20 protein-coding genes and 2 tRNA genes are annotated in these 19,408 nt (G+C 74.2%); 10 read left to right on the top strand and 12 right to left on the bottom strand.

Annotated elements, in window-relative coordinates; translation table 11 throughout:
• Positions 1-28: 28 nt before the first annotated feature.
• From GXW83_RS05260 to GXW83_RS05245, 4 genes are all read right to left on the bottom strand, one after another.
• Complete coding sequence (locus GXW83_RS05260) at positions 29-985, bottom strand: hypothetical protein (RefSeq protein ID WP_182447095.1); 957 nt, start codon at positions 983-985, stop codon at positions 29-31.
• Positions 986-1,418: 433 nt separating this feature from the next.
• Positions 1,419-1,838: a mycothiol system anti-sigma-R factor gene (gene rsrA / locus GXW83_RS05255; RefSeq protein WP_182441733.1), complete on the bottom strand. Its 420-nt coding sequence runs from the start codon at positions 1,836-1,838 to the stop codon at positions 1,419-1,421.
• Positions 1,835-2,512 (bottom strand): sigma-70 family RNA polymerase sigma factor, encoded by a 678-nt coding sequence (locus tag GXW83_RS05250; RefSeq protein ID WP_182447094.1) that lies wholly within the window; start codon positions 2,510-2,512, stop codon positions 1,835-1,837. Before GXW83_RS05250 ends, rsrA begins: the two co-directional genes overlap by 4 nt.
• 409 nt (positions 2,513-2,921) lie before the next feature.
• Positions 2,922-3,704 (bottom strand): SOS response-associated peptidase, encoded by a 783-nt coding sequence (locus GXW83_RS05245; protein WP_182441732.1) that lies wholly within the window; start codon positions 3,702-3,704, stop codon positions 2,922-2,924.
• Between the two features lie 197 nt (positions 3,705-3,901).
• On the opposite strand from GXW83_RS05245, the gene GXW83_RS05240 reads away from it, so the two are divergent.
• The 4 genes from GXW83_RS05240 (at position 3,902) to GXW83_RS05225 (ending at position 7,518) form a co-directional block, all read left to right on the top strand.
• The gene (locus tag GXW83_RS05240; protein WP_182441731.1) at positions 3,902-4,615 is read left to right on the top strand and encodes a M50 family metallopeptidase; all 714 of its coding nucleotides are present in this window, start codon (positions 3,902-3,904) and stop codon (positions 4,613-4,615) included.
• Between the two features lie 21 nt (positions 4,616-4,636).
• Positions 4,637-5,974, top strand: coding sequence for a 3-phosphoshikimate 1-carboxyvinyltransferase (gene aroA / locus GXW83_RS05235; RefSeq protein WP_182441730.1), 1,338 nt, complete (start codon positions 4,637-4,639; stop codon positions 5,972-5,974).
• A gap of 8 nt (positions 5,975-5,982) precedes the next feature.
• Positions 5,983-7,026 (top strand): ribosome small subunit-dependent GTPase A, encoded by a 1,044-nt coding sequence (gene rsgA, locus GXW83_RS05230; protein ID WP_182441729.1) that lies wholly within the window; start codon positions 5,983-5,985, stop codon positions 7,024-7,026.
• A gap of 168 nt (positions 7,027-7,194) precedes the next feature.
• On the top strand, positions 7,195-7,518 hold the full coding sequence (locus GXW83_RS05225; protein WP_182441728.1) for a multidrug efflux SMR transporter: 324 nt from the start codon (positions 7,195-7,197) through the stop codon (positions 7,516-7,518).
• Between the two features lie 36 nt (positions 7,519-7,554).
• Here the strand turns inward: GXW83_RS05225 and GXW83_RS05220 are convergent, their stop codons facing one another.
• Complete coding sequence (locus GXW83_RS05220; protein ID WP_182441727.1) at positions 7,555-8,022, bottom strand: MarR family winged helix-turn-helix transcriptional regulator; 468 nt, start codon at positions 8,020-8,022, stop codon at positions 7,555-7,557.
• Between the two features lie 84 nt (positions 8,023-8,106).
• Between GXW83_RS05220 and hisN the strand changes: the two genes are divergently transcribed.
• The 3 genes from hisN (at position 8,107) to GXW83_RS05205 (ending at position 10,309) form a co-directional block, all read left to right on the top strand.
• Positions 8,107-8,898, top strand: coding sequence for a histidinol-phosphatase (gene hisN, locus GXW83_RS05215; RefSeq protein WP_182441726.1), 792 nt, complete (start codon positions 8,107-8,109; stop codon positions 8,896-8,898).
• A 196-nt stretch (positions 8,899-9,094) separates the two neighbouring features.
• Positions 9,095-9,805, top strand: coding sequence for a DedA family protein (locus GXW83_RS05210; protein WP_182441725.1), 711 nt, complete (start codon positions 9,095-9,097; stop codon positions 9,803-9,805).
• 81 nt (positions 9,806-9,886) lie between these two features.
• Positions 9,887-10,309, top strand: a complete 423-nt coding sequence (locus tag GXW83_RS05205; RefSeq protein WP_182441724.1) for a Fur family transcriptional regulator — start codon at positions 9,887-9,889, stop codon at positions 10,307-10,309.
• A 60-nt stretch (positions 10,310-10,369) separates the two neighbouring features.
• Here the strand turns inward: GXW83_RS05205 and GXW83_RS05200 are convergent, their stop codons facing one another.
• From GXW83_RS05200 to GXW83_RS05190, 3 genes are all read right to left on the bottom strand, one after another.
• Entirely contained in the window at positions 10,370-12,460 is a 2,091-nt protein-coding gene (locus GXW83_RS05200; RefSeq protein ID WP_225446766.1) for a tetratricopeptide repeat protein, read from the bottom strand.
• Between the two features lie 417 nt (positions 12,461-12,877).
• Positions 12,878-12,951: transfer RNA gene (locus GXW83_RS05195), tRNA-Met, on the bottom strand.
• 170 nt (positions 12,952-13,121) lie between these two features.
• A tRNA-Met gene (locus GXW83_RS05190) sits at positions 13,122-13,195 on the bottom strand.
• Between the two features lie 124 nt (positions 13,196-13,319).
• Between GXW83_RS05190 and GXW83_RS05185 the strand changes: the two genes are divergently transcribed.
• Positions 13,320-13,871 (top strand): PPA1309 family protein, encoded by a 552-nt coding sequence (locus tag GXW83_RS05185; RefSeq protein WP_182441723.1) that lies wholly within the window; start codon positions 13,320-13,322, stop codon positions 13,869-13,871.
• A 78-nt stretch (positions 13,872-13,949) separates the two neighbouring features.
• Here the strand turns inward: GXW83_RS05185 and GXW83_RS05180 are convergent, their stop codons facing one another.
• The 4 genes from GXW83_RS05180 to GXW83_RS05165 form a co-directional block, all read right to left on the bottom strand.
• Positions 13,950-15,008, bottom strand: coding sequence for a PDZ domain-containing protein (locus GXW83_RS05180; RefSeq protein WP_182441722.1), 1,059 nt, complete (start codon positions 15,006-15,008; stop codon positions 13,950-13,952).
• Positions 15,009-15,068: 60 nt separating this feature from the next.
• Positions 15,069-15,233: a hypothetical protein gene (locus GXW83_RS05175; protein WP_182441721.1), complete on the bottom strand. Its 165-nt coding sequence runs from the start codon at positions 15,231-15,233 to the stop codon at positions 15,069-15,071.
• A 135-nt stretch (positions 15,234-15,368) separates the two neighbouring features.
• On the bottom strand, positions 15,369-15,806 hold the full coding sequence (locus GXW83_RS05170) for a molybdenum cofactor biosynthesis protein MoaE (RefSeq protein WP_182441720.1): 438 nt from the start codon (positions 15,804-15,806) through the stop codon (positions 15,369-15,371).
• Positions 15,807-15,895: 89 nt separating this feature from the next.
• Positions 15,896-17,071, bottom strand: a complete 1,176-nt coding sequence (locus GXW83_RS05165; RefSeq protein WP_182441719.1) for an NAD-dependent epimerase/dehydratase family protein — start codon at positions 17,069-17,071, stop codon at positions 15,896-15,898.
• A gap of 213 nt (positions 17,072-17,284) precedes the next feature.
• On the opposite strand from GXW83_RS05165, the gene GXW83_RS05160 reads away from it, so the two are divergent.
• Together GXW83_RS05160 and GXW83_RS05155 are read left to right on the top strand one after the other, a co-directional pair.
• Positions 17,285-18,796: a zinc-dependent metalloprotease gene (locus GXW83_RS05160; protein WP_182441718.1), complete on the top strand. Its 1,512-nt coding sequence runs from the start codon at positions 17,285-17,287 to the stop codon at positions 18,794-18,796.
• Positions 18,793-19,389: an NUDIX hydrolase gene (locus tag GXW83_RS05155; protein WP_182441717.1), complete on the top strand. Its 597-nt coding sequence runs from the start codon at positions 18,793-18,795 to the stop codon at positions 19,387-19,389. Before GXW83_RS05160 ends, GXW83_RS05155 begins: the two co-directional genes overlap by 4 nt.
• Positions 19,390-19,408 lie beyond the last annotated feature (19 nt).

The raw sequence follows: 19,408 nt of genomic DNA, 5'->3' as shown, positions 1-19,408 counted from the left end.
AGCCACCAGGGTACGGGGAACCGCGGGGTCAGCAGACTTCTTCCAGGTCACGGTAGGCGCGACCGGCCGGGTTGCCGAGCACCCAGCGGTCCAGCAGCAGGCCGACCAGGTCGGCCGGGGCGGCCATGCCGCACTCGCGTTCGGGGAGCCACAGGGCGCCCGCGCTGCGGTGGCTGAGGTGGCCGAGCTGCCCGTCGTCGTGCGGGTCGTGGTGCTCGCTGTGGCCGTCGTCGGCGGGCATCCGGCTCTCGGAGCAGTCCCGGCACAGCAGCCGCACCGAGGACGTCCAGTCCTCGGCGGCGTAGCCGGCCTCGGAGACCAGCCGCTCCAGGGCGTCCCGGTCGGCCTCGGTCTCGGCCTGCAGCAGCACCACCCAGGTCGGCACCGGGGAGGGCGCCCACAGCTCGATCTCGTCGAAGACCGGGTAGGGGACGCCGTCCGCGACCCGCTCGCCGTGCGGGGTGCCGTCGTGCAGCACCACCTCGCCCCAGCGGCGGCCGGAGGACGGCAGCGGGATCGACAGCACCTCGACCCGGGCCGGGTCGAGTCTGCGGCCCCAGACCACCTCGGACTCGCCCTCCGGGGAGAGCCGCACCGGGGTCGTCCCGAAGTCCAGGCTGACCGGGCCCTCGCCCTGCGGCAGCCGCAGGCCGTACGCCTGCCAGGAGCGCCGGGCCAGGGCCCAGTCCTGCAGCGCGGTCGCGGCGATGCCCAGGTTCCACCAGTCGGGGGCTCCGGGGTTGCGGTCGAGCAGGGCCACGGCGCGCAGCCCGGCCGCCCGCGCCTGCTCCCAGTCCCGGCGGAACTTGTGCAGCAGCGCGAGGTTGAACCAGGAGTCGGACAACCACGGCTCCAGGTCCGCGGCGCGGACCAGCAGCGCCCCGGCGTCCTCCAGGCGTCCGCTCCCGATGAGCGTGAAGGCCCGGTCGGTCGTCTGCCGCCAGCTGGCGGACGGCCTTTGCCGTGCCCGATTGAAGATCTTCACCTCGGCCTGCCACTCGTCCGATTCCACCCGGTGGTCCGGGCTTGCCCGCAGTGGTGCTGTGCGACGTGCGCCTCCACAAGCACGCTACGTCGCCGTGCGCCGCGACGCCACGCACAGCCGTGGTCCTGCTGTCCGCCCCGCCGCCGCATCAGCCGTCTCCTCCGCCGCCTGTCGACGGTTCCACCGACGACGATCGACCGACGACGGCTCACCGACTCCATGCCCGCTCGACGGCCCGCCACACACGTGGGGCCCGCCCCCTTCTCCTGCATCCAACCATGCCAAGGCCCCGGGGCTCGACGCCTCGGGGCCATGGGATGGTTCGGACACTTTCGGTGCGGCCGGGATTTCCGCGCCCGTACGCCGGTCCGCAGGCGGCCCGACCTGGTCGGACCTGCGGCAAGCGGGGAGCGGACGGGGCTCGGCGGCGCGGTCAGTCGCGCGCGACGGCCTCCGCGGCAACGTATGATGCGGCGTCACGACCGGGGCCGGAGTCGGCCGCTGGGGTCGGCACCGGGCTCGCGGCCGAGGATTCGGCGTCCGCCGCGGCCCCGCCCGCAGGCGCGGTGTGAGCGACCAGGTCGCCCTCGACCGGCAGCCCGGCCCGGATCCGCTCGATCCGGGCGAGGACCTTGCCGCGCAGGTCCGAGGGGGCGGTGTCGCACCCGCAGGACCGCTTCACCAGCGCCTTGATGGCCTGCTCGAGGCCGTACTTCTCCAGGCACGGCGAGCACTCGTCGAAGTGCTCGCGCAACTTGGCGCAGTCGCCCTCGCCCATCTCGTTGTCGAGGTACTCGTACAGGTGGTCGAGGACCTCACTGCACTCGGTGTCGTGGTGGTTGCCGCAGCTCATGAGCCCGACCCTTTCGACTGGTCGTGCGGGACACCTGTCCCGGCACCGCTGCCGGCCGGGACCAGTCCGCGCTCGCGGGCGTAGTCCTCCAGCAGCTCCCGCAGCTGGCGGCGACCGCGGTGCAGGCGGGACATCACCGTGCCGATGGGTGTCCCCATGATGTCGGCAATCTCCTTGTACGCGAACCCCTCGACGTCCGCGAGATACACCGCGATCCGGAACTCCTCGGGGATGGACTGCAGGGCGTCCTTGACGTCGCTGTCCGGGAGGTGGTCCAGGGCGACCGTCTCGGCGGAGCGCAGGCCCGTCGACATGTGCGACTCGGCCCGCGCCAGCTGCCAGTCCTCGATCTCCTCGGCGCCGGTGCGCTGGGGCTCGCGCTGCTTCTTGCGGTACGAGTTGATGAACGTGTTGGTCAGGATGCGGTACAGCCACGCCTTGAGGTTGGTGCCCTCGCGGAACTGGTGGAAGGAGGCGAACGCCTTGGCGAAGGTCTCCTGCAGCAGGTCCTCGGCGTCGGCCGGGTTGCGCGTCATCCGCAGCGCGGCGGAGTACATCTGGTCCAGGTAGCCCAAGGCGTCGCGCTCGAAGCGGGCGGAGCGCTCGGCCTCGGACTCCTCGGCGGCGGCCCGGAAGGTGTCGCCGTCCGCGTCGTCGATGGGCACGTCGTGGATGGGCACGGCCCCGATCGGCGCAGCCCCGACCGGCACGGCGGCCTCGGCCTCCCGCGCCCCTCCGGCTGTTCCGGCCTCGTCCTCGGTCCCGGCGACGGGACTCACCTCCTGAGCGAAGAACGCGCGGTCCACGGTGGTGGACCCGCTCGCAAAGGAGCCTATCGGGCTTGTGACGGAACCGCCCATGCCAACGGGCCACTCGGACCAGGACAGAAGCGACCCGCCGACGCCCTCCGGACGCGCGGAGCATGCCGCTGAAACCATGAGCGCTGCCTTCCATGACGTTGCGATGCCGACATGGGAGTGAACCAGGGGACGCGGCCGCACATTCCCGTGTCCGGTTGCGGCTCGCCGAACGGGTGGCCCGCCCCCGGTCCGGGCGGGGATCGGGCCGGGTGCGCGACCCGGGTCAGAACAGGGTGGTTCCGCCCTCCGCGGGCACCGGCTGCCACCGGCGCTGCAACTCGGGGCCGTCGTTGCGGACGCTGCCGACGGCGGCCGACACCGGGCGCACCTCCATCAGCCCCGGCGGCGGCGGTACCAGCAGCGCGCGGACCCGCTCCGGGTCGTTCAGCGCCGGGTCCAGCCACGCGTCCCAGCTGTCGGGGGTCAGCGCCAGCGGCATCCGCGGGTGGACGGCGGCCAGCGCGGGCTCGGCGGCGGTGGTGATCACCGTGCAGGTGGCCCACCAGGCGTCCGGATGGTCCTGCGGGGCCTTGGGGTCGCGCCAGAACTCGTACAGCCCGGCCATGGCCATCACCGAGCCGTCGGCCGGGGTGATGAAGTACGCCTGCTTCGGGGCCCTGCCCTTCCTGGGCGCGCCCGGCTCGGCCTCCGGCGCGACCCACTCGTAGTAGCCGTCGGCCGGCAGCAGGCAGCGCCGGGAGGCGAAACAGCGCCGGTAGGCCGGCTTCTCGTGCACGGTCTCCGACCGCGCGTTGATCATCTTCACCGCCACCGCCGGGGACTGCGCCCACGACGGCACCAGCCCCCACCGCAGCGGACGCAGTTGCCGGACCGGCCCCGCCTGCGGGTCCGCGCCCTTCAGCGGCCGCTCCAGCACCGCGTGCACCGGAACGGTCGGCGCTATGTTCCAGGCCGGCGCGGGCGCCTCGTCGGGATCCCAGGACTCCACCCCGAAGAGCCTGGCCAGATCCTCCGGCTTACGGCTCGACGCATACCGACCGCACATCAGAGTCCCCCGCCTTCCGCCGCCACCGAGGCGTCCAGGATGCCGGATGCCGCACCCCGGCGTCCTGCGTCCGGGCCGTACCGTTCCCGGGGAACCGGGGGCTGCCGCTTTCACATCTGGACATGCGAGGCTTCCCCTCCGTGCCCCGGGCCCGCGGGCACGTGCCGATCAGTCCCGAGCCGAGGTGAGGCGAGTCCATGCAGGCGCACAGCATCAGCGCGGTGTGGAGCGAGGTGACCGGTGTCCAGGCGGCGCCGGACCAGGTCATCGTCTGGGCCACGGCCGCCGTCGCACTGCTGGCGGTGGGCCCGGCGGTGGTGTGGCACTACACCCGGAACGTGGTGACCATCGCCCACGAGGGCGGGCACGGGCTGGTGGCGGTGCTGACCCGGCGCCGGCTGCACGGGATCCGGCTGCACTCGGACACCTCCGGGCTGACCGTCTCCTCCGGCAGGCCGCACGGGCCGGGCATGGTGCTGACCGCCGCCGCCGGGTACTCCGCGCCGCCGCTGCTGGGGCTCGGCGGGGCCTGGCTGCTGTCGGCCGGGCACGTCACCGCGCTGCTGTGGGCGGTGGTGGCGCTGCTGCTGGCGGTGCTGGTGATGGTCCGCAACGCCTACGGGGCGCTGACCGTCGTCGTCACCGGCGGAGTGTGCCTTGCGGTGTCCTGGTTCGGCGGGGCCGCGTTGCAGGGGGCGTTCGCCTATCTGAGCGTCTGGTTCCTGCTGCTGGCCGGGGTGCGTCCGGTGCTGGAGCTGCAGGGCAAGCGGCGGCGCGGCGGCGCCCGGGACTCGGACGCCGACCAGCTCGGACGGCTGACCGGGACGCCGCCGGTGCTGTGGGTGGCGCTGTTCCTGGTGATCGCTCTCGCCGCGCTGGCCACGGGCGGTCGCTGGCTGCTCACCCGCTGAATGCGGCTAGGCTCGGGAGCCATGAGCGACCTGCTGTGGCCCGCACCCACCGCGTCCGACCCTGTGGACGCGGTGGTCTCCGTGCCCGGATCGAAGTCCGCGACCAATCGAGCCCTGGTTCTGGCCGCGCTCGCGGACGATCCCGGCTTCATCCGCCGCCCCCTGCACAGCCGCGACACCCTGCTGATGGCCGACGGCCTGCGGGCGATGGGCGTCGGCATCGAGTCCACGCTGAACAGCAGCAGCGGGGTGCCCGGCGGCGGCGACGCCTGGCGGGTGCTGCCCGCGCCGCTGAAGGGCCACGCCCGGGTGGACGTCGGCAACGCGGGCACGGTGATGCGCTTCCTGCCGCCGCTGGCCGCGCTGGCCGACGGCGAGGTGCGCTTCGACGGCGACCCCCGTTCGTACGAGCGGCCGCTCGGCGGGGTGATCTCGGCGCTGCGGCAGCTGGGCGCGCGGATCGACGACGACGGGCGCGGGGCGCTGCCGCTGACCGTGCACGGCACGGCCGGGCTGGTCGGCGGCACGGTCACGGTGGACGCCTCGTCCTCCTCGCAGTTCGTGAGCGCGCTGCTGCTGTCGGGGGCGCGGTTCCAGCAGGGCGTGGAGGTCCGGCACAGCGGCGGGTCCGGCGGCAGGGTGCCGTCGCTGCCGCACATCCGGATGACGGTGGAGATGCTGCGCGCCGCCGGGGCGCGGGTGGACGCGCCCGAGGACGGCGGCGAGCCGGACGTGTGGCGGGTGGCGCCGGGGGCGCTGCTGGGCCGGGACCTGGTGGTCGAGCCGGACCTGTCGAACGCGGCGCCGTTCCTGGCCGCGGCGCTGGTCACGGCCGGGACGGTGGTGGTCAGGGACTGGCCGCTGCACACCAGCCAGCCGGGGGACCAGCTGCGGGACCTGTTCACCCGGATGGGTGGTTCCAGCGAGCTGACCGAGGAGGGGCTGCGGTTCACCGGCGGCGGCTCCGTGCACGGCCTGGACGCGGACCTGCACGACGTCGGCGAGCTGGCGCCGGTGATCGCGGCCGTCGCCGCGCTGGCCGGATCCCCGTCCTCGCTCCGGGGCATCGCTCACCTCCGTGTGCACGAGACCGATCGGTTGGCAGCGCTCGCAAACGAGATCAATGCTCTCGGGGGCGAGGTCACCGAGACCGCCGACGGCCTGGAGATCACCCCCCGCCCGCTGCACGGCGGCGTCTTCCACACCTACGAGGACCACCGGCTGGCCACCGCCGGCGCCGTCCTCGGCCTGGTCACCGAGGGCGTCCTGGTCGAGGACATCGGCACCACCGCCAAGACCCTCCCGGACTTCCCCGGGCTCTGGGACTCCCTGCTCACCGGCACCGCAGTGAAGGGCTGAAGCACCGCATGCGCCGCTACGGCGAGGACGCCGACGAGGACGACATCCGGGCCCGCCCCTCGCGCCGGGGCTCGCGCCCCCGCACCCGGACCCGCCCGGCCCACGACGAGGCCGCCGAGGGCATGGTCCTCACCGTCGACCGGGGCCGGTTCACCTGCCTGGTCGAGGCCGGGACCAAGCGCGAACGCGAGATCGCCGCCATGAAGGCCCGCGAGCTGGGCCGCAAGGGCGTCGTCGTCGGCGACCGGGTCGCCCTGGTCGGCGACCTCTCCGGCGAGCCCGGCGTGCTGGCCCGGATCGTCCGGGTCGAGGAGCGCCGGACGGTGCTGCGGCGCACCGCCGACGACGACGACCCGTACGAGCGGATCGTCGTCGCCAACGCCGACCAGCTGGCCATCGTCATCGCCCTGGCCGACCCGGAGCCCCGCGCCCGGCTGATCGACCGCTGCCTGGTCGCCGCCTACGACGCCGGGCTGCGGCCGCTGCTGGTGCTCACCAAGTCCGACCTGGCCCCGGCCGAGCCGCTGCTGGAGATCTACCACCCGCTGGGCGTCAACCATGTGGTGACCCGCCGGGACGACCTGGCGGCCGAGGGCGCCGAGCGCGTCCGCGACCAGCTGCGCGGCCTGTCCACGGTCTTCATCGGCCACTCCGGCGTGGGCAAGACGACGCTGGTCAACGCCCTCGTCCCGGCGCACCAGCGGTCCACCGGGATCGTCAACGCGGTCACCGGGCGCGGACGCCACACCACCACCTCCGCGCTGGCGCTGCGGCTGCCCCCGGCGCCCGGCGCGGCCCGGGGCGACCTGCCGGGCTGGGTCATCGACACCCCCGGCTTCCGCTCCTTCGGGCTCTCCCACATCGAGCCCGGACGCGTCATCCTGGCCTTCCCCGACCTGGTGCCCGGCACCGAGGGCTGCCCGCGCGCGTGCAGCCACGACGAGCCGGACTGCGCGCTGGACGCCTGGGTGGCCGAGGGCCACGCCGACCCGGCCCGGCTGTACTCGCTGCGCCGGCTGCTCTCCACCCGCGAGGCCCGCGAGGGCGACTGAGCCCGCCGCAGCCTCAGCCGCCGCCGCGCAGCCCCCGCAGCCCGCAGCCCGCAGCCCGCGCCCGGACGCGCTCCGGATGCCGACGCCGGGATCGCACGCGACCATGTGATCACCGGCGCGATCGGCGTCCGGCGGTCCACTGGCGGCGAGCGGCGAGGGAGTGCGCGGATGGCGTGGGCGATGGTGATCATCGCGGGGTTCCTGGAGACCGGCTTCGCCGTCTGCCTGAAGCTGAGCCACGGCTTCACCCGGCCCTGGCCCGTGGTCGGCTTCGCGCTGTTCGGCGCGGGCAGCTTCGGGCTGCTCTCGTGGGCGCTCAGAAGCCTCCAGGTCGGCCCGGCGTACGCGGTGTGGACCGGCATCGGCGCGGCCGGCACCGCCGTCTACGGCATGGCCTGGCTCGGGGACACGGTCTCGGTGCTGAAGATCGTCTCCATCGGCCTGGTGCTGGCCGGCGTGGTCGGCCTCCAGCTCAGCGGCATCGACCACTAGCCCGGGCAAGGCCCGCGCAGGCAGGGGGCGGGCTGCTCAGCCGGGCGTGTTGGCGTCCCGGAGCGCCCGCATCAGGCCCGCCAGCCGCCCGGCGCGCTCCTCCCCCAGCGGGCCGAGGAAGTGCTCGCGCAGCAGCGCCACGTGGCGGCGCTGGGCCTCCTCGCCGATCCGCAGCCCCTCGGCGGTGAGCACCACGTGCGTCACCCGGCGGTCCTCGGGCGACGGCTGCCGTTCGATCAGCCCGGCGGCGACCATCCGGTCGGCGAGCTTGGTGAACCCGCCGCTGGTCAGCGTGGTCTCGCGGGCGAGCTGGGTCATCGTCAGCTGCTGCCCGGGGGTGCGCAGCAGCCGCAGCAGCACCTCGAACCAGGGGCCGGGAACGTCCACCCCCTCGACCGGGCCGACCTGCACCAGCCGCCCGGTCCGCGCGTACGCCTCGACCACCAGCCCCCACCAGGTGACGAGTTCCCGGTCGTCCACGCCTGAGTCACCCACGGAGCCCATGGGCCAAGCTTAGAAGCCCGGGGCGGCCGGGGGCGCCCACGCCGCTGCTGGCTCCGGCACCGCGCGATCGTTACTGTTCAGGGCATGGCCGACTACCACGACGATCTTCGCCTTGCCCACGTACTCGCGGACCACGCCGACTCGGTGACACTGGACCGGTTCAAGGCGCTCGATCTGAAGATCGACACCAAGCCGGACCTCACCCCGGTCTCCGACGCCGACAAGGCCGTGGAGGAGCTGATCCGCAACGACCTGGCCCGGGCCCGCCCCCGGGACGCGGTCATGGGCGAGGAGCAGGGCAGCACCGGCCACGGCCCGCGCCGCTGGGTGGTCGACCCGATCGACGGGACGAAGAACTACATCCGCGGGGTCCCGGTCTGGGCCACCCTGATCGCGCTGATGGAGGTGGGCCCGAGCGGCGACCAGCCGGTCGTCGGCATGGTCTCGGCCCCGGCGCTGGGACGCCGCTGGTGGGCCGCCAAGGGCACCGGCGCGTTTACCGGCCGCAGCCTGACCAAGGCCAGCCGGATCCAGGTCTCGGACGTCTCCCGGCTGGAGGACGCCTCCTTCGCGTACTCCTCGCTGACCGGCTGGGAGGAGCGGAACCGGCTGGACGCCTTCCTGGACCTCTCCCGGAGCTGCTGGCGGACCCGTGCCTACGGCGACTTCTGGCCCTACATGATGGTCGCCGAGGGGTCGGTCGACATGTGCGCCGAGCCCGAGCTGAGCATCTGGGACATGGCCGCCAACTGCGTGATCGTCGAGGAGGCGGGGGGCCGCTTCACCGGCCTGGACGGCATCCCCGGCGTCCACGGCGGCAACGCCGTGGCGTCCAACGGGCTGCTCCACGGCGAGCTGCTGCAACGGCTGGGCTAGAGCGGCCGGGCCAGGCGGCCGGGCAGGGCGGTCCAGGACCCCCCTTCGCCCCTAGGCCGTCAGGGGTAGGCGCAATCATCCCCTGGCAGTAGCCCGACCCCCCGGCCGCCCCGATACGGTTCGACTGTCCTTTCATCCGCTCATCTGTTGACCGACCACCTGGCTTGCCGGGGCGGCCCTGCTCGGAGGATTCCTGGTGTCCTGGATCAGCGACCATCTGCTGACGCTCAACGGCACCCTGGTGCTCATCGCGGTGTTCCTGCTGCCGGCCCTGGAGTCCTCGGTCTTCCTCGGGTTCGTGATCCCCGGCGAGACCGCGGTGGTGATCGGCGGCGTCACCGCCTACAACGGCACCAATCCGCTGTGGGCGGTGCTGCTGGCGTCCGTCGCCGGGGCGATCGTCGGCGACAGCATCGGCTACGCCGTCGGCAACCGCTGGGGCGACGCACTGCTCACGCGCATCCCGCACAAGCTGCTGAAGCCCGCTCACATCCGGCAGAGCAAGGACCTGATCGCCCGCCTCGGCGGCCGGGCGGTCTTCGCCGGACGCTTCGCCGCCGCGCTGCGGGCGCTGGTGCCCGGGCTGTGCGGGCTGTCGGACATGCGCTACCGCACCTTCGCGGTCTGGAACATGCTCGGCGGCGCGGTGTGGGCCACCGCCTTCACGCTCATCGGCTACTTCGCGGGCGCGAGTTGGCACCGCATCGAGTCCTACGCCAACACCGCGAGCTGGATCCTGGTCGGCGTGATCGTGGTCGCCGTCGCCGGGCTGCTCTACCTCAAGCACCGCTCCGAGAAGCGCGCCTCCGCCCGCTTCGAGGACGACCCCGAGGACGGCACCCGCACGGGCGCCGCCACGGGCGCCGGGAGCGACGCGGCCGACAGCGTCGACCAGCCCACCGGCTGACCCGACCCAGCTTGGACCAGATCTAAGTCGATACGGACACCAATCCTCGACCACCCCGGGCGGCACTGTTATCCTGGCCCCATGAGTGACCTGCTGGAACGTCTCCGAGAGCGCGGCTGGCGGCTCACCGCGCAGCGGCGAGTCGTGGCCCAGGTGCTCGACGGCGACCACGTCCATTACACCGCCGACGAGGTGCACGCCCGCGCCGTGAGCCTGCTCCCGGAGATCAGCCGGGCCACCGTCTACAACACCCTGGGCGAACTCGTCAGCCTGGGCGAGGTGTTGGAGGTCAGCACGGACGGGCGCGCCAAGCGCTACGACCCCAACGCCCACCACGCGCACCAGCACCTGGTCTGCTCCAGCTGCGGCGCGATCCGCGACGTCCACCCCAGCGGCGACCCGATCGCGGCGCTGCCGGACACCGAGCGCTTCGGCTTCGCCATCGCCGACGTCGAGGTCACCTACCGCGGCATCTGCCCGGACTGCGCGGCAGCCCGGGCCTGACCGCGGCTCACCCCGTTCGGCCCACTGCGCGACGCCGTCCCCGGTGAGCGCCCCCGCCGGTCAGGCGCTGAGGTCCGCCCGCAGTGCCTCCAGCAGCCGCCCGGCCCGCTCCGCGACGTCCTGCGGGCCGTCCTCGGCGGCGCGGGTGCACCAGTCCCGCGCCTGCACCAGATCCCCGCGCCGGGCCGCGATCAGGCCCAGCCGCAGCGCCGCCCGGCCGTGGCCGTCGTCCGCCGCGCGGGTGTACCAGAGCATGGCCTCGGCCTCGCTGCCCTCCCGGGCCAGCAGCAGCCCCAGGTTGAAGGCCGCGCTGCGGCTGCCGCCCTCCGCCGCCCGGCGGTACCAGTGCTCGGCGGTGCCGGTGTCGCCGCGCTCGGCCGCGCGGACGCCCACCCGTACCTGGGCGCGGTTGTGTCCGGCCTCGGCGGCTGCCGCGTACCAGCGCTCGACCTCGCCCTCGAAGCGGTCCTCGGCGGCCCGCTCCAGCAGCACCGCCAGCCGGAACGCCGCCTCGCTCGACCCGGCCTCGGCGGCCTGCCGGTAGCGCACGGCGGCCGAGGTGAGGTCCCCGCGCCGCTCCTTGGCGACGGCCAGTTGCAGCGCGGCCTCGGCGTGGCCACCCGCGGCCGCCCGGGCGTACCACTCCTGGGCGTCGTGCTGGTCGCCGCGCCCGGCGTAGAGGATGCCCAGGTTGAAGGCGGCGTCCACGCTCCCGGCCTCGGCGGCCTTGGAGAACCAGGGCTCGGCACCGGGGGTGTCGCCGCGCTGGAACAGCATCACCGCGAGGGCGTTGCTGGCGTCCCGGTGGCCCGCGTACGCGGCCTGCCGGTACCACTGCTCGGCCTGCGCCTCGCGGCCGTCGGCGGCGCAGAGCAGGCCCAGGTTGAAGGCGCCGTTGTGGTCCCCGGCCGCGAGCGCGGTGCGGTACCACTGCTCGGCCATGCCCGGCTCGCCCCAGGAGGCGTGCAGGGCGCCGAGCGCGTTGGCGGCGTTGCCGTCCCCGGCGTCGGCGGCCTCGCGCCACCAGTCGGCCGCGCCTACCTCGTCCCCGCCGTCGCGCAGCAGGAAGCCCAGGGCGCAGGCGGCACGGGGCTCGCCGCCTTGCGCAGACTGCCGGTACCAGCGGGCGGCCTCGTCGCGCTCGCCGCGCCGCTCCAGCCGGACGCCCAGCCGCAGCGCCGCGCCCGCGTGGCCGCGCGCGGCGGCCTGGCGCAGCCACGGCTCGGCCTCGGCCGGGTCGCCGCCGGCCTCCAGCAGCCGGCCGAGGCGGTAGGCCGCCTCGCGGTGCCCGGCGTCGGCGGCGGCCCGGAACCACTTCTCGGCCTGTCCGGCCTCGCGCTGGTGCTCCAGCAGGTCGGCGTAGGCGTAGGCACCGCCGGTGTGGCCCTGCTCGGCCGCTTGGCGCAGCCAGTACTCGGCGCCCGGCTCGTCGCCCCGGTCGCGCAGGTACAGGCCGAGGGCGTGCGCGGCGGGCGCGCTCCCGGCGACCGCGGCCTCGCGCCACCACTCGGCGGCCTCGTCCCGGCGGCCGCGCTGGTGCAGCAGCACGCCCAGGTTGTTGGCCCCGGCGCGGAGCCCGGCGGCGGCGGCCCGGCGCAGGTGCACCTCGGCCTCGTCCAGCTCGCCCCGGCGCAGCAGCATGGCGCCGAGCAGGCTGGCGGCCTCCGGGTCCTCCTCGGCGGCGGCGCGGCAGCGCTCCTCCAGCGCCGCCTCCTCGCGGGCGGCCAGGGCGGATTCGAGGGTGCGGAAGCGGGGCTCGCCGCCGTCCTCGGCGGAGCCGGGGGCGTCCTCGTCGGCGCCCTGCCCGCCGTCCGGGCCCAGCCGCGGATCGCGGACCGGGCCGCGGTCGTGGTCCGGTCCGGCGGAGAGCCGGTCGGCGCCGGGGCGGCGGGCCTGGGCCAGCTCGACGGTGTCCACGAACTGGTCGAGGTCGTCCGGGTCGTGGGGTTCGTCGGAGGCCGCGGGCGGGTGGAACTCGCCGAGGGCGGCGGCGTACCGCGCCTTCTCGGCCTCGCTCATCTCGATCGTCGCGTCGAGGTCGGCGTCGACGTCGTCCGCCGACCCCGTGCGCGCACGCTGAAGCGGCAGTCGACCCGCCCACTGCGGGTCGTCCTGATCGACTCCTGGACCTGCTCCCGAGATCACCGACATGTCGACTCCTGCGTCCGCCGGGTCTTTGGGCATCCCTGGCGCGCACCGGAGCTCATGGCCGCTGTCCGGCCTCGCACCGTCCCCCATGGGGCTCATCGTCGCACCACCCGCAACCCGCGCACTCCTGGTATACCCCAGAGGAAAAGGTTACTTCAGCGCTTTGTCGATTTTGCGACACATCAACCTCGCAACACGGCTGTCCGGGCTGGCTTCTGACGCCGTCGCACCGGCGGCAGCCGCACCATCAGCCCATCTTCCCTGTCCGGGAACAGGTTAGACGTCCCGTCAGATTCACTACCGGAATGGGCGATTGAAGTGACAACCGAACCATCCGACCACTCTGACCAGCCACTTCCGCCCCCCTTGCCGGACAAGCGGAAGGCCCGGTGCGCTTGCACCGGGCCCTCCGACTCCGAGTAGCGGGGACAGGATTTGAACCTGCGACCTCTGGGTTATGAGCCCAGCGAGCTACCGAGCTGCTCCACCCCGCGTCGTTGTGGTGTAACCGTACCCTGACCGGATTGACCAGCGCAAATCCATTACGGCCGACCCGAGATGACCGCCCCGGGACGACCGCCCCGGGACGACGACCGCCCCGCGAGGGCCGCCCCCGGACATGCGGAAGGCCCGGTGCGCTTGCACCGGGCCTTCCGACTTCGCGTAGCGGGGACAGGATTTGAACCTGCGACCTCTGGGTTATGAGCCCAGCGAGCTACCGAGCTGCTCCACCCCGCGTCGTTGTGTTGCAACCATAGCACGCGCCGTTCAGGCCCCCGACCGCCCCGGTTCAGCGGGCACCCGCCGACGACCGGGATCGCCCGCAGCCGGCGACCGGGCGGGACGTGTGAGGATAGGTGGCATGTCCGACACCGCCGCCGAGGCACTGCCTCCCGCCGCCCGACCGATCACCCGCGCCGTCCTCGAGATCGACGAGTACGCCGCCGGGCTCGGCTGGGACCAGCCCGCCCGCCTGTTCGCCCTCGTCGACACGGCCGCGCTGCTGAAGAACGAGCCGGGCATCGCCCGGCAGCTCGGCCTGGAGCCGGGCCCGGAGGGGCAGCTCACCCCGATCGAGCAGGAGGAGATCCCGGCCGGCAAGGCCCTGGACGACTTCCTGGGCACCATCGCCTGGCCGGAGTCGGTGGCGGGCTGCGCACTGGTCGTGGAGCGGCTGATCCTGCCGCCCACCGCCGAGGCCAAGGTGCCCAGCGGGGTCTCCGAGCGGGAGCTGACGGCCTGGGTGGCCAAGCACCCGGAGCGTCAGGAGGTCCGGATGACCGTGGCCGTGCTGCGCGACGGCACCCGCGAGACCGCGCTGCGGCTGCGCGAGAAGGACTCCGCCCGCGAGGTGCTGACCGGCCCGGCGCTGGTGCCCGGCCTGGCCGAGGCGCTGCTCACCACCTTCGCCTGAGCCGCCCGGCGCCGGACCGGCCCCGGCCTCGCCGCCGGTCCCGCGCTCCGGCCGGGCCCCCGCTGCCCGGCCGTGCGGTCACTTGCCGCAGCCGGGCAGCGCCGCGAGGTTCCCCGAGCGGACGTCGCCGAGGTCGGCCAGCGCGCCGGAGAGCGTGGTGACCTTGATCAGCCGCAGCCCGGCCGGGGTGTCCGCGGACGCCTCGGCGCAGTTGGCGGCCGGGGTGAAGAAGTACTGCGCCCCGGCCGAGCGGGCCGCGATGATCTTCATGGAGATGCCGCCGATCGGGCCGACGTTGCCGTTGTCGTCGATGGTGCCGGTCCCGGCCACGAACCTGCCGTCGGTGAGGTTGGTCGGCTGCAGCTTGTCGATGATCCCGAGCGAGAACATCAGCCCGGCGCTGGGGCCGCCGACGTCGCCCAGGTTGATGTTGATGTCGAACGGGAAGGTGTGCTCGGTCCCCGGCTCGATGCCCACGTACGCCTTGCCGGTGGACGGGTTCTTCGCCGTGACCACGGTGACCTGCTGGGTGTCGCCGGCGCTCTTGCCGGGCGGGACGACGGTGAAGACCACGGCCTGACCGGGCTGGTGCCTGGTGACCAGCGTCGCCACCTGGGTCGGGTCGGTGACCTTGGTGCCGTCCACGGCGACGACGGCGTCCCCGGCGTGCAGCTTGCCCACCGACGGGGTGCCCTCGACCACCGCCGAGACGATGACCTCGTTGCCCACCGGGATGTGCAGCTCGCCGAGGGCCGCGGCCTTGGCGCTGTCCTGGGAGGCGGTGAACTCCTCCGCGTTCTGCTGCTCGGACTGCTGCTCGGTCTGGCCGCTGGGGTACAGGGTGTTGCTGGGGACGACCGCCACCGCGTGCTGCAGCCAGCCGCTGACCGCCTCGACCAGGTTCATCCGGTAGTCGGCGTTGGTGACCTCGACCGTGACCATGTTGAGGTTGCCGCTGGTCGGGTAGGTCTTGTGGCCGCTGATGGTGATCACCTGCTGCCCGCCCTGGCTTCCGAGGGTGTTGTACGTCGGCCCCGGACTCATCTCCGAGTAGGGCACCTTGATCAGCAGGGCGGCGCAGAACAGCGCTATCAGCAGCATCGTGGAGGCGAGCATCGTCGCGGAGCGGCGTGGCATGGAACGACAGTACGGGACGACTTCCCGGGTGCGCCCGCCGGAGTACCGGCCGGAGCCGGGCTACGGCGGGCCGGGGGCGTCCCGCTCCATGGCCTCGCGGAAGCGCTGGTAGCCCGCCAGCGAGTCGCTGTCGGCGGTGGAGCGGGTCCGCCGGGACCAGAGCACCCACAGCCAGGCGAGCAGCCCGGCGACTGCGGGGAAGATCCACCAGGCGAGTGCACTCATGCCGTACTCCCAGCTCATCGTGACTATCAGCAGACTAACTGCTCGTCAGCACAACGACCTGGACGCCGGGCGGGTCACGGCCCATCGGCCGACGTCACCGGGTCGGCTCAGCCGGGTCGGCCCAGCCGGGTCGGCTCAGCAGGCGGAGACCCACTCCTCGCTGCCGTCCGCGAAGCGCTGGTGCTTCCAGATCGGCACGGTGTGCTTGATGTCGTCGATCAGGCGGCGGCAGGCGTCGAACGCCTCGGCGCGGTGCGCGCAGGAGACGGCGACGATGACGGCGGCGTCGGTGACCGCCAGCGGCCCCACCCGGTGGACCGCCGCCAGGGCCGCCACCGGGAAGTCGGCCACGACCTTCTCGGCAACCCGCCGCAGCTCCTCCTCGGCGCTGGGGTGGGCGCTGTACTCCAGGGCGGTGACCCCCCGGCCGCCGTCGTGGTCGCGGACGGTGCCGACGAAGACCACCGTGCCCCCGGCCGAGGTGTCGCCGACGGCGGCGTGCACCTCGTCCAGCGAGAGCGGGGTGTCGCGCAGGGCGATCAGGCGGACGGGGTCGGCGGCATGGTGCGTCATACCCTCCATGATGACCGAGCCCCCGACCGCTTGGACAGCTTTTTCCGCATCGCGGACATAATATTCCATTCCTGAGCGGGTTCCGCCGGTCACATCCGCCTGCGCTTGCGCGCCCGGCGGACCAGCGCCGCCGTGCCGACCAGGGCGACGGTGGCGCCCGCCGCGCCCAGCGTGGTCGCCGCGTCCTTGCCGCCCAGCCGCCGGCCGGCCACCGCGTGGTTGCCGGAGACCTGCTCCAGCAGCTCGCCCAGGGCCTGCTCGTTGGTGTGCAGCGGACGCCAGCCCGCCTCGTGCAGCCGGCTGCCGGAGACCACCCACGGGTACATGGTGTACGCCAGGTCCCCGGCCGGGGCCGGGGTCAGCCCCAGCCGGTGCAGCCGGGCGGCCGTGCCCAGGGCGAGCGAGGCGGGCAGCTCCATCCGGCGGATGCCGGTGATCTCCTCCACCTCCTCCTGCTCCAGCCAGCCGTCGCAGCCGACCGTCACCTCGCCCTCGACCAGGCCCAGCACCGCGTACTCCAGCGCCGCCGCCAGGTCGTCCACGTGGCAGAACTGCCAGCAGGGCCGGGAGCCGGCGACCACCAGCAGCCTCGGCGCCTCGAAGTGCCGGGTGAGCACGGTGTCCACGCCGGGGCCGACCACCACCGCCGGGCGCAGCACCGTCACCGACAGCCCGGGGTGGGCCAGCGGGGCCCGCCGGGCCAGCCGCTCGATCTCCAGCAGGTCGCCGACCAGGGAGGCCTCCTCGGTGGCCCGCAGCGGGGCCTCCTCGGCCAGCGGGACGTCGTTGTCGGCCAGCGCGCCGTAGACCATCGCCGAGGTGCACAGCACCACCCGGTGCACCCCGGCCGCGGCGGCGGCGGTGAGCACGGTCTGGGTGCCGCGCACGTTGAAGGCGCTGCGGGCCTTGGGGTCGGCGGACATGCCCAGGTCCAGCGCCAGGTGCACCACCACGTCCACCCCGGCCAAGCGCTCGGCCACGGCCGGGTCGCGGACGTCCAGCACCCGCCACTGCACGCCGGTGACCTCGCCGCGGCGCTCGTCGATGGCCAGAACCCGGCGTACGCAGGGCGAGGCCGCCAGCCGGGCGGCCAGCCGCTCGCCGACGCCGGAGGCCGCGCCGGTGACCGCGACCACCAGCGGCGGCCCGTCGTACTCGGGGCCCGGCGAGACCGCCTCCGCACTCTCCGGCGCACCCTCCGAACCTTCAGGACCGCACTGCTCAGCGGTCAGCCCAGAGCGAACGTGCGAAGGTGGGGAACTCACCGGCTCTCCTCCACGGTTAGTTTTGATGCGTACGTCAGTGTCACGTACCGACCATCCTGCCCGAGGCGAGGGCATGGCGGTGCACCCGGCACGGGGGGCGACCGGCAGCGACCGGAAACCGACCGTGCGGTGCACCCGCCTCGGCCTTGGACCGGCCGCCCCTGACCGCCGCACACCATCCTCGCGCGACGGCTGACGAGATCGAGGCAACTCGTGAGCGACATCCCCTTCGGCTTCGGCCTTCCCCCCGAGGAGCCCGAGGACGGCAAGGAGCGAGGCGAATCGGGTTCGGGCTCGGGCTCGCGTTCAGGCTCCGGCTCGGGGTCCGGCTCGGGGTCGGGGTCCGGGTCGGGGTCCGGCTCGGGCCCGGCCAATCCGTTCGGCTTCGGCTTCCCCGGCCTGCCGGGCGGCGGCGGCTCGGGCAATCCGCTGGAGGGCCTGTTCGGCGGGATGAACCCCGGCGACATCGGCGCGGCGTTCCAGCAGCTCGGCCAGATGCTCTCCTTCGACGGCGGCCCGGTCAACTGGGAGCTGGCCAAGAACCTGGCCCGGCAGGCCGTGGTCCAGGGCGCCGAGGACGGCTCGAAGGACCGCTCGGTGGGTGAGTCCGAACGGGCGGCCGTGGCCGAGGCGATCCGGCTGGCCGAGCTGTGGCTGGACTCCGCGACCTCCCTGCCCGCAGGCGCCAGCAGCGCCGTGGCCTGGAGCCGCGCCGAGTGGATCGAGGCCACCCTCCCGGTCTGGAAGGAGCTGGTGGACCCGGTCGCCGAGCGCGTCGCCGGGGCCATGGGCGGGGTCGTCCCCGAGGAGATGCAGGCCATGGCCGGCCCCCTGCTGGGCGTGATGCGCAGCATGGGCGGGGCCATGTTCGGCTCGCAGATCGGCACCGCGCTGGGCGGCCTGGCCGCCGAGGTGCTCAGCTCCACCGACGTCGGCCTGCCGCTGGGGCCGGCCGGGCGGGCGGCGCTGCTGCCGCAGAACATCGAGGCCATGGGCGAGGGGCTCTCCGTCCCGGCCTCCGAGGTGCGGCTCTACCTGGCCCTGCGCGAGGCCGCCCACCAGCGGCTGTTCGTCCATGTGCCGTGGCTGCGGCAGCACCTGTTCGGCGCGGTCGAGGCGTATGCGCGCGGCATCACCGTGGACGCCTCCCGGCTGGAGGACCTGGTCGGCCAGATCGACCCGAGCAACCCCGAGGCGCTGCAGGAGGCCATGAGCGGCGGCCTGTTCGAGCCCGAGGACACCCCCGAGCAGAAGACCGCGCTGGCCCGGCTGGAGACCGCCCTGGCGCTGGTCGAGGGCTGGGTGGACGCGGTGGTCCACGCGGCCGCCGCCCCGCACCTGCCGCACGCCGCGGCGCTGCGGGAGACCCTGCGCCGCCGCCGGGCCAGCGGCGGCCCGGCCGAGCAGACCTTCGCCACCCTGGTCGGCCTGGAGCTGCGCCCGCGCCGGCTGCGCGACGCCTCCCGGCTGTGGGCCTCGCTGGCCGACGCCCGCGGCGCCGACGGCCGCGACGCGCTCTGGGCGCACCCGGACATGCTGCCCACCGCCAAGGACCTGGACGACCCGGACGGCTTCGTCCACGGCGCGGCCGCGGCCGGGGGCGACGACCTGGGCGAGGGCATCGACTTCTCCAAGCTGGACGAGATGCTGGGCCGAGCCGCCGAGGCCTCCGGCGACGACAAGGACGACAACGGCGGGGACGCCGGCACGGAGGGCAAGGCGTGAGCGCACCGCACCCCGTCGGCGCCCCCCGCCCCGCCGGGGCGCTGCACCGGGACGCGCTGCGGGCGCTGGACTCCTGGGCCGCGCCGGACGACCAGCAGGACCTGCTCCGCCGGGACTACCTGGACCACCTGCGGGAACGCGAGGACGGCGTGTGGCGCAGCTGCCACCCGGCGCACATCACCGCCAGCGCCCTGGTGGTGGACGCCGCCCGCGGCCGGGTGCTGCTGACGCTGCACCCCAAGGTGGGCCTGTGGCTGCAGCTCGGCGGCCACTGCGAGCCGCAGGACGCCACGCTGGCCGGTGCCGCGCTGCGGGAGGCCGTCGAGGAGTCCGGCATCACCGAGGGCCTGGCGCTGGCCGCGTCGGCGGCGCCGGTGAAGCTCGACCGGCACGCGGTGCGCTGCGCCGGGCGGGACCAGCCGGAGAACACCCACCTGGACGTCCAGTACCTGGCGACCGCCCCGGCGGACGCGGTGGCCCGTATCAGCGACGAGTCGCTGGACCTGCGCTGGTTCGGCTTCGACGCGCTGCCCGAGCGCACCGACGGCTCGGTGCGGGACCTGGTGGCCCGGGCGCAGAAGCTGCTGGACTGACCGCCCCGCACCGACCACG

It is taken from the genome of Streptacidiphilus sp. PB12-B1b (assembly GCF_014084125.1).
In the GTDB taxonomy this organism is placed as follows: Bacteria; Actinomycetota; Actinomycetes; order Streptomycetales; family Streptomycetaceae; genus Streptacidiphilus.
The sequence above is the reverse complement of the archived record's forward strand: the minus strand, read 5'-3'. Positions and strand labels throughout refer to the sequence as shown.

What these genes read in the sequence shown, in the direction of transcription:
- GXW83_RS05205 (WP_182441724.1), top strand. Translation starts at nt 9,887, where the DNA reads ATGAGTGACCTGCTGGAACGTCTCCGAGAGCGCGGCTGGCGGCTCACC.
- GXW83_RS05240 (WP_182441731.1), top strand. Translation starts at nt 3,902, where the DNA reads ATGCAGGCGCACAGCATCAGCGCGGTGTGGAGCGAGGTGACCGGTGTC.
- rsgA (WP_182441729.1), top strand. Translation starts at nt 5,983, where the DNA reads ATGCGCCGCTACGGCGAGGACGCCGACGAGGACGACATCCGGGCCCGC.
- GXW83_RS05225 (WP_182441728.1), top strand. Translation starts at nt 7,195, where the DNA reads ATGGCGTGGGCGATGGTGATCATCGCGGGGTTCCTGGAGACCGGCTTC.
- rsrA (WP_182441733.1), bottom strand. Translation starts at nt 1,838, where the DNA reads ATGAGCTGCGGCAACCACCACGACACCGAGTGCAGTGAGGTCCTCGAC.
- GXW83_RS05220 (WP_182441727.1), bottom strand. Translation starts at nt 8,022, where the DNA reads ATGGGCTCCGTGGGTGACTCAGGCGTGGACGACCGGGAACTCGTCACC.
- hisN (WP_182441726.1), top strand. Translation starts at nt 8,107, where the DNA reads ATGGCCGACTACCACGACGATCTTCGCCTTGCCCACGTACTCGCGGAC.
- GXW83_RS05185 (WP_182441723.1), top strand. Translation starts at nt 13,320, where the DNA reads ATGTCCGACACCGCCGCCGAGGCACTGCCTCCCGCCGCCCGACCGATC.
- GXW83_RS05180 (WP_182441722.1), bottom strand. Translation starts at nt 15,008, where the DNA reads ATGCCACGCCGCTCCGCGACGATGCTCGCCTCCACGATGCTGCTGATA.
- GXW83_RS05170 (WP_182441720.1), bottom strand. Translation starts at nt 15,806, where the DNA reads ATGACGCACCATGCCGCCGACCCCGTCCGCCTGATCGCCCTGCGCGAC.
- aroA (WP_182441730.1), top strand. Translation starts at nt 4,637, where the DNA reads ATGAGCGACCTGCTGTGGCCCGCACCCACCGCGTCCGACCCTGTGGAC.
- GXW83_RS05175 (WP_182441721.1), bottom strand. Translation starts at nt 15,233, where the DNA reads ATGAGTGCACTCGCCTGGTGGATCTTCCCCGCAGTCGCCGGGCTGCTC.
- GXW83_RS05200 (WP_225446766.1), bottom strand. Translation starts at nt 12,460, where the DNA reads ATGTCGGTGATCTCGGGAGCAGGTCCAGGAGTCGATCAGGACGACCCG.
- GXW83_RS05245 (WP_182441732.1), bottom strand. Translation starts at nt 3,704, where the DNA reads ATGTGCGGTCGGTATGCGTCGAGCCGTAAGCCGGAGGATCTGGCCAGG.